We start from the raw sequence: 14,006 nt of genomic DNA on the forward strand, positions 1-14,006 counted from the left end.
GCGGGCGGTACCGACACCGCCGCGCAGTCGCCGTTAACACTACACCAGGAAATCCCAGCCGGTCACCGCGATCTGGTGCTGGACGATTTCCTGCGAGTGCATGAAGCCGTCTGCGATGGTTTCCAGTGACACACCGTTATTCCACACGCGCTGCCAGGCCGCCAGGCCAGCGGCGTCGCTGTGGCGGCCGAGAATGGCCTGGTAAAGCAGTTCAAGGTCGTGCGCGCTGTCGCCATTGAAGACCGTGGCGTTGCGCTGCTGCCCCTCCTGCGACGTCATGATGCCAAGCGCCACCTGTCCCAGCGTTGCGCCAGCCTGCATGGCGTTGGCCCAGGACTCGATCCCCAGATAATCCGCCTGACGCCCCAGGACGTCCTTGTACAGGCCGGCAACGGCCGTCAGCGCGTCGTCGTGCCCGACTGTCAGTGTGGTGTCGGCAAACTGCAGGCGTTCAACGTTGATGAGCACGGCCTGCTGCTGGGGCTGGCTTTTGGAACTCACGGTCAGATAGGCGTGATGCTGGACCAGCACATAGTCCGTGCTGGCGCCGCTGAACTGGGCGGTATCGGTGTCCAGGCCGCCATGCAGGATGCTGCTGGTGGCGGCCGTGCCCGCATGCAAGGCGCCGCCGCTTTGCGCTGCCGCTGCGGCCGTTGGCGTGGAAAACCGCAGCAGGTCGCTGCCGCCGCCGGCAAACACCGAGCTGCTGTTGCTGGCGGCCACTGTGAACTGCTGACTGGCCTGGTCGCCGGTCAGAATCTGGCCGTTGGTGTTGCCGCTCACGTTGGCCGCGCCGATGATGGCGGCGAAATTCACCGTGTTGAGCTGCAGCGTGTTGCCGGCGCCAATGTGGGAGGCGTCGATCACCAGCGCCGTGTGCTGCTGGTCGCTGCTGGCGCCGGTGAGCGTCAGCATGGCGCCGGTCACGCCTGCGCCGCTGCTGGGGACGATGGTCTGCACCAGCAGTGGCGCGCTGCTGGCCAGTTGGTTGAGGAAGGTGACGCCATTGCCGGTCAGGTGGCCCTGGTCGCTGGCGGGATGGTCGGGCGTGGCGGCCAGGATGGCCTGGATCAGGTGCTCGGTGGAGCTGCCGGCCGGCGCGCTGGCGCCGCCGGTGGCGGTCAGTCCCAGGCCCGGCGCGACTTGCGCCATCAGCAGGTTGCTGGCGCCGCTGGTGACCAGCGGAATATCGGCGACATTGGCGCTGCCCGTGTTGTCGCTGCGCGTCGTGCTGACAATCGGGACGACGATCTGCATGCCGCTGCCGCCGCCTGGCAGGCTGACCGGTTGCTGCGTCACCGGCACGCCATCGATGGTGGTGGCTGGCTGCGTGGGCGGCGCTTCGATGGTCAGGCTCAGGGTGCCACCGGCGGGCGAGGCATTGCCGGCCAGGTCGAACTGTTTGGCGCTCAGGTTGTGCGCGCCGACTGACAGTGCGCTGCTGGTAATGCTCCAGTTGCCGGCGCCGTCGGCGGTGGCCGTGCCCAGCACGGTGGTGCCGTTACTGTCGTAGAGCTTGACGGTGGCGTTGGCCGCCGCGGTCCCGGTCAGCACCGGCGTGGCGATATTGGTGAGGTTGTCGCCCTGCGTGCCGCTGTCGCTGGCTGGCGCCAGGGTAGGTGCGGATGGCGCCGACGGGGCGGCGGTATCGATGAGCAGCGACAGCCCTGCGCTGGCCGTGGAGACATTGCCCGCGCGGTCAGTCTGCTGCACGGTCAGCGTGTGGTTGCCGTCGCTGAGCATGCTGGAGACGATGCTCCAGTGACCAGAGCCATCCGCCGTCGCAGTTCCAAGCACCGTGACGCCGTCCGTATCGTACAGCGTGATGGCGGCATTGGCTTCGGCGGCGCCGGTGATGGTGGGCGTGGCGACATTGGTGATGCCGTCGCCGACGATGCCGCCATCGCTGGCGCTGGCCAGCGCCGGTGTGGCTGGCGCGGCGGCGCTGGTGTCGATGACGACGGCCAGGCCGGTGCCGGCGGTGGAGACATTGCCGGCGGCGTCGGTCTGCTTGACGCTCAGCGTGTGATTGCCGGCGCTCAGCGTGCTGCTGGTGATGGTCCAGTTGCCGGCGCCATCGGCGGTGGCCGTGCCCAGCAAGGTGGTGCCATCGGTGTCGTACAGATGGACCACGGCATTGGCTTCACCGACGCCGGTGAAGGTTGGCGTGGTGTTGTTGGTGATGGCGTCGCTGTGCGAGATGCCGGTGTCGGTGCCCGCCGTCATGGCCAGGGCGGTGGGTGCGGCTGGCGCGCTGTGGTCGAGTGCATAGGTCTGGCCGGAAATGTAGCCGCCGCTGATGGCGACACTGCCGCCGTTCTGAATGCCGGTGCCGCTGCCGTTCAGGTCCAGCCGCAGGTTGCCGTCGCCGCCTAGCGTGTTGATGGTGACCGTGTAAGTAGCGCCGCTGCCGGTGACCGAGGCGATGGTGCCGCTGGCGTTGCCGGTGGAGGTCAGCGTGAAGTCGCTGGCATCGACGCCGGTCACGCTCTCGCTGAAGGTGACGGTGTAGCTGACCGTGGTGGCGCTGGCGGCCACGCCCGCGCTGGCGCCGCCCGCGCGCACGATGCTGAGCACAGCGGGCGCGTTTTGCACGAGGATGGTTTGCGCGAGATAGCTGACGTTGCCGGCCGCGTCGGTGGCCGACAGGTAGATGTGGTAAGTCCCCGCCGACAGCGCCGCGCCGCCGACGTTCAGGCTGGTGCCGGAAATGGCAAAGCTGGCGTTATCCGCATCGTTGGTGCCGTTGCCGGTCGCCAGCGCGTAGCTGACCGTCGTGCTGTCCGTGGCGGACAAGGTGGCCAGTGCAGCGCCGGAGGTGGACGAAATCACCGCGGCCGTGGTGCTGCTCAGCGCGACGCTGGCTGGCGCGGCGGTATCGATGGTCACGGCCAGCGCGGAGGTTGCGGCCGACACATTGCCTGCCGCATCGGTGGCCTTGGTGGTCAGGTTGTGTAAGCCCGCCGTCAGCGCCGAACTCGTGATCGACCAGTTGCCGCCGGTCGCGGTGGCCGTGCCCAGCACCGTGGTGCCGTCGCTGTCGTACAGCGTGACCGTGCTGCCGCTTTCCGCCGTGCCAGTGATGGTGGGCGTGGTGTTGCTGGTGATGTTGTCGGTGCTGGAAATGCCGCTGTCGCTGCCGGCGGCGAGGTCGGGCGTGGATGGCGCCGCTGGCGCCGTATGGTCCAGCGTGTACGTCTGGCCGGCGGTGTAGCCGCTGCCAATGGCCACGCTGGCGCCGCTCTGGATGCCGGTGCCGCTGCTTTTCAGGTCCAGGCGCAGGCTGCCGTCGCCGCCCAGGCTGTTGACGGTGACCGTGTAGATGCTGCCACTGCCGGTGACGGACGCAATCGTACCCGCTGCATTGCCGCTGGCCGTCAGCACGAAGTCGCTGGCGTCAACGCCGGTGACGCTTTCGCTGAACGTGACGGTGTAGGTAGCCGAACTCGCGCTGGCCGCCACGGTTGTGCTGGCGCCGCCGGCGCGCACAATGCTGCTGACGGTCGGCACGCTGAGCACCGTGACCGTCTGCGCCAGATGGCTGACATTGCCGGCCGCATCGGTGGCCGACAGATAAACGTGGTAGCTGCCCGCAGTCAGCGTCGCACCGCCGACACTGAGCGTGCTGCCGGTCATCGTGAAACTGCCGTTGTCCGCGTCGTTGGTGCCGTTGCCGGTCGCCAGTGCGTAGGTGATGGTATTGCTGTCGCTGGCGGACAGCGTGCCGATGCTGGCGCCACTGGTGGCGCTGGTGCTGACGATGCTGGCGCTGCTCAGCGCCAGTGCGCTGGGCGCGCTGGTATCGATGGTCACCGCCAGGGTTGACGACGCGCTCGACACATTGCCCGCCGCATCGGTGGCCTTGGCGCTCAGGTTGTGCGTACCGGGCGTAAGCGTGCTGGCGGTGACCGACCAGTTGCCGCCGGTGGCCGTGGCGGTGCCCAGCACCGTGCTGCCGTCGCTGTCGTACAGCGTGACGGTGCTGCCGCTCTCCGCCGTGCCGGTGATGGTGGGCGTGGTGTTGTTGGTGAGGTTGTCGGTATTGGAGCTGCCGCTATCGCTGCCAGCTGCCAGGTCCGGCGTGGACGGCGCCGCCGGTGCGGTGGTGTCGATGGTGTAGGTCTGGCTGGCGACGGTGCCGTCATTGCCGGCCACATCGGTCACCTTGAATTTGAGCGTGCTGCTGCCCGTCAGCGACGTGCTCCAGCTGACGGCGGTACCCGAGACGCTGCTGCTGATGTTGGTCCAGGTGGCGCCGTTGTCCTTCGAGGCGTACAGTATGTCGCCGGCGCCCAGGCTGGTGCTGAGCGTGGCGCTGATGGTCTGGGCGGCGGTCTGGGTGATGAAGTCGCTGCTGCTGGCGCCGGTGTCGGCCGACAGGGACAGGCTGCCGACGGTGATGGTAGGCGCCACCGTGTCGATCTGGTAGGCCTGGCTGGCGATGGCGCCGTCGTTGCCCGCCAGGTCGGTCACCTTGAACTTGAGCGTGCTGCTGCCGGACAGCGAGGTGCTCCAGCTGACGGCCGTGCCGGACACACTGCTGCTGATGTCGGTCCAGGTGGCGCCGTTGTCTTTGGAGGCATACAGCACGTCGCCGGCGCCCAGGCCGGCGCTGAGCGTGGCGCTGATGTTCTGCGCGGCGGTCTGGGTGATGAAGTCGCTGCTGCTGGTGCCGGTATCGGCCGACAGGCTCAGGCCGCTGACGGTGGTGGTGGGCGCCACCGTGTCCAGCGTGTAGCTGTGGCTGTAGGCGCTGGTGCTGCCAAAACTGTTGGTGACGCGGGCCTGGAAGGTGCCGCTACCGACCAGCGTGGTGGTGGTCGACCAGCTGCTGGAGCCGCTGGCGTAAGTGGTCGCGTTCTGCCAGCTGGCGCCGCCGTCGAATGACACTTCAACCCGTTCGGTGGCGCCCAGGTTCGCGCTCAGGCTGCCGCTGATGGTCTGGGCGGCGGTCTTGGTGACAAAGTCGCTGGTGCTGGAACCGGTATCGGCGGACAGCGCGGCGCTGCTCACCAGCGTCACTGGCGCCGTCGTGATGTTGGTGATGCGGATGGTGTCGAAGTAGGGCGCGTCCTGCTCCGGGCCGAACGTCACCTTGAAGCCGTAGATGCCGCGGAAATCGGTGTTGGCGGACAGGTCGATGCGGTTGTAGGAGTTGGCCAGCAAGCCGCTGAAGGTCACTGCGCTCCCTACCGTGGCGCCGCTGCTGTTGACCGCCTGCACCGTGATGGCGGGCGCGACGTTGTTACGCAGATAGAATTCGTTGAGGTCGAAGCAGTAGCTGCTGGCATTGGCCTTGAACGTGACGTAGTCGACGTCGTCGGCCTGCACGCGGATCGCGCTACTGTCGCCTTCGCCGGCGGTGCCGTAGCCGTTGGTGCCGAAGCCGATGCCACGGATCGCAAACAGGGCGATATTGCTGCTCGACTGCGCCACCACGTCCCAGCCGCTGCTGCCCACATTCGATGCGCTCAGCACATAAGGTGTGGCATAGCCTGCGGACACCTGGCTGTAGTTGTAGTTCTGATTGCCTGCAATCTCCGGCGCGTTAAACGTGGTCTCGGTACTGGCCACCGTCAATGTATGTGCGTACTCGGGCCAGGCCAGCGCGGCGCGTATGCCTTGGCCCACGCCTGGTGCATGATCAAGCGTCCACGCGCCCGCGCCCAATATGCCGCTGGCCGCCGCCACGGGCACACCCAGCGCCTGCGACAGTGCCGCAACAAACGCGACGCCCTGTGCGCCTTCGGCAACCTGGCAGGCATACAGCATCAGGCTGGCGCCCTGGCGCAGCGTCATGCCGAGCGATGCCAGCATGGCCTGGACCTCCACATCGTTCAGCGCCGCGCTGTCGAGCGTGCGTGCGCCCAGTTGCAGGCGCGCGGGCGCGCCGTGGCAGACCAGATGCAGCGCATCGTAATCTTGCGTACCGGCAGCCCAGCGCACCAGCTGGGCCAGTCCGTCCTGTTGGCCGTCAAATTCCACGATGGCCATGCCGGGGCGTGCGCCGGCTGCCAGCACGTGGCGGTCTTCAAGTGCCGTGTCGATCAGAAGCGCCTCCTTACGGCCGGCATTGGCGGCCGGCGCCGCAGCGCGCACGCAAGCCGCGCCGTCTCCGCTTCCGCCCAGAAATGGCGTGCGTGGGGTGAGGTGGAAGAGGGGAAGGTCGCGGTTGCTCATCTTGGTTCTCTTAGTGTGACAATGGGATTGCGGGATTGCTGCTAATGCTCAGGGGCGGTTGGGGTACAGGCCGGTGACGGCGATGCACGTGCTCATGCCGATCGCCGGCGACTGAGTCGACACCACTGCCGCAGCCGGTGCAGCGGCCGGCGCCACAACCACGGCGCCACCGCTGATCGTGGGCACCTGGACATCGACCGCAGCGGTGGAGGCGGTGCCGGTGATCTGCACCTGCGCCGGCAGGCGTCCCGCATTGGCGGGTGGCGTGGCCGTCGTGTACGGCCCGTTGAAGCTGACCGGATCAGCCGAGGTCGCGCCATTCATGCCTGCCAGGTAGCCGGTCTGATTGGCGCCCAGCGTCACATTGTTGCCGCTGATATTGCCTGTGCCCGGCACCACCTGCAGCGCAGCCGTCACGGCCAGGTTGCCGCTGCTGCCAGGAATGGTCACTTTGGTGGTGGAAGACGTGGCGGAAAATGTTGCCGCGTGGGTGTGGGCGGGCAGCGGTGTTTGCGCGGTGCTCAGCGTGAGCTGCTGCTGCCCGACGCTTTGCCCCATCGCGATATTGATAGGCAGCCCCGTGCCTTGGCCCTTGCCGATCGTGGTGCGGCCGCGCAGATCGGGCAGGCCGAAAGTGTTTTGCTTGTCGCCACCGTAGCTGAAACCGATCAGACCGAAGAGCGCCGTGTAGTCGCGGATGTTCAGCGTGCGGCCGTCGGCAGGCAGATAGCCGGACGGGCACCAGTCAAAAGTGAAGGTGCAGACGGTGCCGATATACGGCTCCGCATTGCACGCTTGCGCGGCAAACGGCAGCGCACTGAGCAGCAGGGCGGCGCCAGTGGTTTTGAGTCGAGTCATGCGTCGGGATGGTTTCATGCCAGTCTCCTATATGCATTCGTAAGCCGTCCGGAGCGCAGGGATAAGGCGGGCCGGAGGTCGATAGGCTTTTCATACGCAAGCAACATTTATTGCTATTGGTTATCAAAGCCATGTCAAATCCTAGCGCACTGCTATGGGGCAAAATCTCTCCGTTTGTTGCTGAATGCCCGGCAGGGCGCTGTTTGCTGACCATAAGTTAGCTAGCGCACATAGACTCGTTGTTATGGCGCTACGGATACCGATAGGCTCCCATGATGGAATCGTGCGGCGTCCTACATGACTTTTTGCTAACCTGAACCGCGTTTTGGGGAGGGATGACAATGAGGCACACGCGATATGGATGGGGGGCAGTGCGCATGGTGCTGGCGCTGGTGAGCGCCGCAGCGCTACCGGCGCAGGCCCAATGGCTGGGCGCAGACTACGCCACTTACGGAGCGCCGCTCAGCAGCTTCATGCATAGTTCGATCGTCAATAATTCGCTGATGATCCAGGCGGCGGACCCCGCAGCGCAGAAGAAGTCGGGCCAGCGCGAGCCGGCTTCGACGCTGCGCGCCGATGCACCGCCGGCCGTGTCACGCAATGCGGCCGAACTCGCGCAGCATTTCCCGCCGCAGCACCGTGCCGTGATGAGCAAGGCATTCAGCGACAGCATGGACGTCTGGTATCAGCTGGAGAGCAAGCTGCACTTGCCGCGCAACGATGTCGGCGGCGCCCTGGCTGCTTTCCTGGTGGGGAACTACATGGTGATGACGGGGAAGGAAGTGTCCGATGAAGACTTTGCCGTGGTGGTTGAGCAGCTGCGGCGCCAGCCCTCATTGCGCGCGACGCTGGGCGCGCAAAGTCCGTCCGCGTTGCGCAATCTGTACGAACAAAGCGCAATGACCGGCACCTTCATGGCGCTGGCCTGGAAGTCGCAGCAAACCAAGCCGCAACCGCCGGCCCAGCAAGCTCACCTGCGCGATGCGGCGCGTGAAAATCTGCGGACGGTGGGCCTGGATCCGGACCGTTTGCGCATCGACGCGCGCGGCATCCGTATGAGTGAATAGTCCGCTACGCGCGGCGGCTCGCCACCTTTTTTAACACCTCTTGCTGCAAGACTTGGTCCTGGCGATCGCAGCGCGCCCGGAGCAGGGCCAGCTCCAGCTGGTGCTGGTCTGAAAATGGATCGCGGATGATCTGCTTGTGCCAGTCTTCATCAAGCTGAGCGATGCTGTTGGCCTGCGCTTTGGCAGTAATCTCTTGCTGCAAACTCTCCAGGCATTCGTAAGGATCTAATGCGACACCGAAGTTCTTTTCCATGGACAAGCGCAGTTGGCGCACTTCCTCACGCTGCGTCTTGCGGTCATAGAAATAAGAGCCAATGACGGCCGCCGTGGCCAAGGCGCATAGCAGGTAGGCCGGCAGGGCTGCCGTACCTTCCTCGCTTCTCGCATGCAGAAATGCCATGACAGCACAAACGGCACCCCAGACGCGAAGATAGCCGAACAGGACAGAGCGCCAGCGCAAGCCGTTCAATTCAAAGGCTTTACCGCTCTTGGCCTCGACGTAATAACTGGTCTTTGGAAATAACGGCAGATACCAGAAATGACCAAACATGGTTTTGACCGAGACATTCCCCACTTTGTCCGCCGCGCCGTAAGTGCGCTTACCCCAGATGAACAGCATATTTTCCCGTTTCGTGTGTTTTGATTTTGGCGGCGGAGTGTAACAGAGCACATCCGGTCGAATTTGCACACATTGTCACAGGGAAACGTTTTTGGTATTCGCATGAGCGAATGGTGTGGGCCTGGCACCTGCTGAAGGCATAAGCGGCTTTGATGTTACGAACTGATTCCTGTGTAGTCGTAATTTTCGCTTTGTGATGGCTCGGGAAGAGGGCGACTGTGCAACTGGAACAGGCGGAAGAAAGTGAAAGGTCGGCTAACACCCAATGTGCCGGAGACGATGGGCAGTGCAAATCTTTTTTCAGGGAAGAGCTTGAGCGTCCAGAGTGTGCCGCCGAAGAATCGGAAGCGCACCGTATCCGGTTCCGTCAAATCCAAAGCCGAAAATACGCCGGTTGAGTAGATGTAGAACATGCGCGCGGAGTCGACGACCTCAAGATTTTCGTCCAGCACATAAATGTTGAGTGTGTCTTCAAAAGGCACATCGTCGGTCAGGAATAACAGCACATAATCATTCCAGTTCAGCGCGGCTTCAAACACCGCGCCGCCCAGGATCCTTCCAGTCGGCTTCCCTTCGATGATGAGCTCACTGGTCGGCGCCACCTCAGACGTCGGCGGAGTGATAACCCGAATAGAGTAGCCTGGAGCATGTGTCAGCTTCATAAAAGCCCTACCAATAATTAGCAGTAGCGAACGCCGCAAGCGCTCCACCGACAAACGCCCCCACTGTAACGCAAATTGGCGCGGCCGGCCCACACGCTAATCCAGCGAGTGCACCGCCTGCAATTCCACCGGCGACGCTGACACCATTTACGGCGAGCTCCTTTTGAAAGGTCGCAGCTTTGTTCGATGAGGTCGCAATCTTATAGGTCGATAGTGCTATCGCCACAAACAGCAAACCCCGCCCCGCATAAGCGGCGCCCGCCATTGCACGGCTCACGTAAGCATTCGATCTACCTGCTGATGTGACGATGCTGGCATAAACAGCGTTTTGTTTTGTGATCGATAGGCGTGAGAAAAGTGCTTGCTCGCCGTTCAATTGCACGGTTTTGAGAGCGATAAGTTGATTAAGCGAATAGCCTTTCTGCTTCATACTTTCGGCAAACGCCCGCCCAACAGGTGTACTACGCGCACGAATTATTCCCATGATGAGATTTCGCGTTTCCTGAGCTTGACGTGCAGCCGCAGCCCAACTGATCCTGTGAGAGATTGCGTCGGCTCGCAGCTTGTCGGACATATTTTTTATCTCTTGGATATAGAGCAGGCGTGCCCTGGTGTCGATGCTCAGATGCGCGCCCACATTGGTAATCTGTGCCTCCAACGATTTCATTGTGCTGTTAAAAATCGCTTCATCTTTATCTGTTTTGTTCGGTTCCATAGGGCTGTCCTCTTCAAGTTAGGCATGTGATGCAGGGTAAGCCGCGCCAAAATCCTGCGGCTTGCGCGAACGCAACTTGGTCACGTGATTACGAGACACGGAGTTCGAATCCGTGGCACTGGCAAGATTCTTTTGTCGAAAAGGAAATGGCGTGTGTGAGCGCAGGTCACATCAAGGGGGGCCTTGTGGGCTGCGAAATCGTCCGGTGCGCTCCGGTCAATTTCTGGTCTTGCCGGAAAGCTGGCTCAGGGCGGGCTCAAAGGCTGTACAGGCTTAGCCGGGCTCTTTGATGTGCTGCACAATCGAAAGTTACCCAATGTCCATTTTTTCCATTACAATTGTGTCGGGAAAAATGGACATTGGGAGCTTCTATGGATGCGATCGTTCGACAGGATTCTGGTGACGTGCATGCACGTTTAGCTGAACTAGGCTTGACCCGTGAGCAATTGCTAGACGTGGTGAGGGCTTTCGTCGCGGGATTCACTAGTGCGACGGATAACGATCCTCCCGGTGCTCCCGGCTGGTTGTCGTGGCGCGCAGGAGTGCGGCGTGCTAGAGAGGTCCTATTGCCATTGGGCTGGGAGAAAAGTGATTCCGGCATCTCTACGGTCTTCAGCCGGTCCCTCAAGATGCGATTAGCTATTTTGAACGCGGACGAGGGAACGGGATCGAAGGATTCTGTGCCTCAAAATCGGTCGAGAAAAGGGCCTAACTCGGAGCGAGCGACACAGGTCAACAGGGAAATGATGCCTGGGGCAGAAGATTGGCCGATTCCTGCAGGTAAGCCGGTAGAATCCATTGAGGATTTTGCAACTTGGCATCTGTGCGTTAACGTTGGAATGGACGAGGTAACGGCTGAGCTCACTTTGTTGTCAGATATTGAGGGTGGATACTATACCGGGTTCATTGAAAAGATTATCGTTGTTGGACCTGGCGAGTGGAAAGCGATTGAGTTTAGCGAACCTGATGATGATTCACCTGAGCCCGAGGTTCGTGTGGTTAGGAAATAAGTTTTAATGTTTAATCCTTTGAGATTGAGTTTGGCGCGGCGTCGCAAAAAGTTAACGAAGAAAGCCTTAGCGGAGGCAGCAGGCTTTGAGCAGAAGACCATTATTAGATACGAAAGTGGTGAGGTAGATCCGCCTGCGGAAAGTGTGGCTGCGTTAGCCGCTGTTCTTCAGTTTCCGCCATTGTTTTTTTTCGGGACCGACGTGGACGAGCCAAGCGCGGAGGCTGCTAGTTTCCGTTCGCTAAGTACTATGCCCGCACGAGACCGCGATGCGGCTCTCGCGGCTGGTGCATTTGCGTTCATGTTTAGTGATTGGGTGGATTCTCGATTCCATTTGCCTGAGTGTGATTTGTTTGATTGCAAGGAAGATACTGATCCAGAAGCTGCTGCAAGAATATTGCGGGAGAAGTGGGGTATAGGGGAGCGTCCTATACGCAATATGGTTCATCTCCTTGAGTCGAAGGGTATTCGTGTGTTTTCGTTAGCGGAAAACACGAAAACAGTCGATGCTTTTTCTATGTGGCGTAATGACGTTCCCTACGTTTTTCTGAATACTACGAAAACCGCAGAAAGAAGTCGCTTTGACGCTGCGCATGAGCTGGGGCATCTTGTCCTCCATAAACACGGTGGGCCGCAGGGCGGGCGAATTGTGGAGGATCAAGCAAATCAGTTTGCCTCTGCCTTTTTAATGCCCGAATCCCAAGTTAAGGCGAAGATGCCTAGAGTTGATAGTTTGGCCAATATTGTGAGTGGGAAGCAATATTGGAAAGTATCGGTGGCTGCGCTGAATTACAGGCTGCATAAGCTGGGCATTACCACTGATTGGCAGTATCGGAATTTCTGTATTCAAATTGCAGAAAGATACCGTCAGGTTGAGCCTCAAGGGATCAGTCGAGAGACCTCTACAGTTTGGGAAAAGGTGTTGGGTGAGCTCCGAACGGAGGGTATTAGTAAGACTACTATTGCGAATGACTTAGCTTTGCCTGTTTTCGAAATTGAGAATTTGGTGTTCAGGCTGACTAATATGCAAAGTATTGATGGCCTTGGGGAAAACACTGCTAAGAGAACAGGGCATTTGAAGGTAGTCGGATAACCATCCAACGGTTTGTTGCGCCTACAATATTGCAAGTTAAGAAAATTGCCATCCAGACTTGGGAATGATGCTATAGTAAGAATGCTCCACGTAAAGACGTGGAGGTGTGTTACAAGTTGTCAATTCCGCCCGGCAGCGTGATCGCCAGGACGATTGATAGCAGCGCGATGACAGGATTCCGCAAGGATACCTCCAGTAGCATGTGAACATTGTACGTCATTCCTAACATATGCGGCTCGGCCCCTCTCGGGGTGAGATGGTAAGAAGATTACTTGGTTTATCCGGGGGGGCGGTTAGTAGAATGCCGCCATCTTAGCCCTTCCGGTTTGCTAGCTTAAGGCGTTTCGCAGATGCAGACGACTAGAGAGCCTTGGTTCCGTAGAAGAGGGTATCTTCACTTTGATCGTCCCGTAGGCCAAGCGGCGGCACTAACTATCGTTAGTGATCCTGTTCGCGTCGCTCAGCGTAGTTTTTTTCCTTTCCTTGACTTCGATATTCTCAGTACCAAAGTAAAGTGGGATGACGATCTGAAGCAGCTTGTGCGAAAACGCAAGGAGCGAAAGGTCGCTTATGCATCGCATATCGATAGTCACATCTACTCTTATTATTGCCAATTGCTGTCTGCTCGATACGAGCAAGAATTGACTCGGCGCGGACTAGGGGATTGCGTTTTAGCCTTTCGCTCGCTAGGGAAAAGTAATATCCACTTTGCTGCGGAAGGGTTCGCAGAGGTCTCGCGACGTAGCAATTGCTTTGTCCTTGGCCTAGATATTCGCGGTTTCTTCGATACACTGGATCACAAAATACTAAAGTCGGCCTGGATGTCCGTCCTTGGTGTGGCGCAGCTTTCTCCTGATCACTACGCGGTATATAAAGCCATCACTCGATTTTCGATGGTGAATCTCGATTCGGTGTTGGAACTGCTTGGTGTATCGAAGAATAATCCAAGAAAAGGTCGTAATCGCCTGTGCACCCCTGAAGACTTTAGGGATAAAGTCCGCCCCTCAGGCATGATTCGGGCAAATAGTACCGGAAAAGGAATCCCGCAAGGCTCGTCAATCAGCGCACTGCTATCAAATATCTATATGCTAGAGTTTGATTGTTTCATCAATGAGTATGTTGCGGGATTAGGAGGGAAATATTTTAGATATTGTGACGATATGTTGTTTGTATTGCCACTGGCCGCGAAACCTACCTGCGAGGCAGTTATTAAGGATGCTATCTCAAAGTGTAAGCTGGAGATTCAGGATGCGAAGACAGAGCGCCGTGATTTTGTGACACGAGGAGGCCGCTTGGTGACGGATAAGCCTCTTCAGTATCTAGGTTTTCTCTTTGACGGTGAGCGAATTTACCTTCGTTCAGCCTCTCTCGCTAGATACTCGGATCGGCTCACGCGGGGTGTGCACCTAGCGAAAGCAACCATGAGAAAGCGCAATCGGGCGCGAGTTGCGCGAGGAGAAGACCCCCGCCCGCTCTTCACGGCCCCGTTGGCCGGTCAAATTCCCCCACCTCTGGCCACCCCAAATTCCCCCACCCTCTGACCGTATAGCGGCGCTGTAGAAGCGCCAGCAGCGACCACCGGGAGCATCCCGTTGGCAGGACGTTATCTTTCTCCTTCGATCGTCGAGGGAGTTCGGAGTGAACGTCTTGAAACCGCATCTGCAAACCACCATCCTGACCCTGCTGGCAGCGGGCAAGAGCCAGCGCGAGATCGCCCGCATCACCAGCGTCGACCGCAAGACCATCCGCAGCCTTGCCCAGCGCACGATTAGGGGAGTTTCAAATTCCCCCGGGGTGGCCACC

General features: G+C 60.2%; 9 protein-coding genes and 1 pseudogene. 5 read left to right on the forward strand and 5 right to left on the reverse strand.

All coding sequences use genetic code 11. The features are described 5' to 3' along the window. Nucleotides 1-39 precede the first annotated feature (39 nt). Nucleotides 40-6,180, reverse strand: coding sequence for an Ig-like domain-containing protein (locus BUA36_RS28410; protein ID WP_084560395.1), 6,141 nt, complete (start codon nucleotides 6,178-6,180; stop codon nucleotides 40-42). A gap of 48 nt (nucleotides 6,181-6,228) precedes the next feature. Continuing rightward, nucleotides 6,229-7,056 carry a phage tail protein gene (locus BUA36_RS28415; RefSeq protein WP_072790408.1) on the reverse strand — a complete coding sequence of 276 codons (828 nt, stop codon included), beginning with the start codon at nucleotides 7,054-7,056 and terminating at the stop codon, nucleotides 6,229-6,231. 323 nt (nucleotides 7,057-7,379) lie between these two features. Between BUA36_RS28415 and BUA36_RS28420 the strand changes: the two genes are divergently transcribed. Next, nucleotides 7,380-8,105, forward strand: a complete 726-nt coding sequence (locus BUA36_RS28420; protein WP_139260722.1) for a DUF6683 family protein — start codon at nucleotides 7,380-7,382, stop codon at nucleotides 8,103-8,105. Nucleotides 8,106-8,109: 4 nt separating this feature from the next. Here the strand turns inward: BUA36_RS28420 and BUA36_RS28425 are convergent, their stop codons facing one another. The 3 genes from BUA36_RS28425 to BUA36_RS28435 all read right to left on the reverse strand — a co-directional run bounded on the left by BUA36_RS28425 (nucleotide 8,110) and on the right by BUA36_RS28435 (nucleotide 10,101). After that, nucleotides 8,110-8,724: a hypothetical protein gene (locus tag BUA36_RS28425; protein ID WP_072790414.1), complete on the reverse strand. Its 615-nt coding sequence runs from the start codon at nucleotides 8,722-8,724 to the stop codon at nucleotides 8,110-8,112. A gap of 155 nt (nucleotides 8,725-8,879) precedes the next feature. Then, nucleotides 8,880-9,386: a hypothetical protein gene (locus BUA36_RS28430; protein WP_072790417.1), complete on the reverse strand. Its 507-nt coding sequence runs from the start codon at nucleotides 9,384-9,386 to the stop codon at nucleotides 8,880-8,882. Nucleotides 9,387-9,393: 7 nt separating this feature from the next. Next, nucleotides 9,394-10,101: a hypothetical protein gene (locus BUA36_RS28435; protein WP_072790420.1), complete on the reverse strand. Its 708-nt coding sequence runs from the start codon at nucleotides 10,099-10,101 to the stop codon at nucleotides 9,394-9,396. A 371-nt stretch (nucleotides 10,102-10,472) separates the two neighbouring features. Here BUA36_RS28435 and BUA36_RS30545 point away from each other — a divergent pair, with 371 nt between their 5' ends. The 4 genes and pseudogenes from BUA36_RS30545 to BUA36_RS28455 form a co-directional block, all read left to right on the forward strand. Continuing rightward, nucleotides 10,473-11,111, forward strand: a complete 639-nt coding sequence (locus tag BUA36_RS30545; RefSeq protein ID WP_139260723.1) for a hypothetical protein — start codon at nucleotides 10,473-10,475, stop codon at nucleotides 11,109-11,111. A gap of 6 nt (nucleotides 11,112-11,117) precedes the next feature. Beyond that, nucleotides 11,118-12,203, forward strand: coding sequence for a helix-turn-helix domain-containing protein (locus BUA36_RS28445; RefSeq protein ID WP_072790423.1), 1,086 nt, complete (start codon nucleotides 11,118-11,120; stop codon nucleotides 12,201-12,203). A 350-nt stretch (nucleotides 12,204-12,553) separates the two neighbouring features. Then, on the forward strand, nucleotides 12,554-13,744 hold the full coding sequence (gene drt2, locus BUA36_RS28450; protein ID WP_072790426.1) for an antiviral reverse transcriptase Drt2: 1,191 nt from the start codon (nucleotides 12,554-12,556) through the stop codon (nucleotides 13,742-13,744). 97 nt (nucleotides 13,745-13,841) lie between these two features. Then, nucleotides 13,842-14,006: pseudogene (locus tag BUA36_RS28455) on the forward strand (IS21 family transposase); the annotation flags it as partial.

Source organism: Duganella sacchari (assembly GCF_900143065.1).
In the GTDB taxonomy this organism is placed as follows: Bacteria; Pseudomonadota; Gammaproteobacteria; order Burkholderiales; family Burkholderiaceae_D; genus Rugamonas; species Rugamonas sacchari.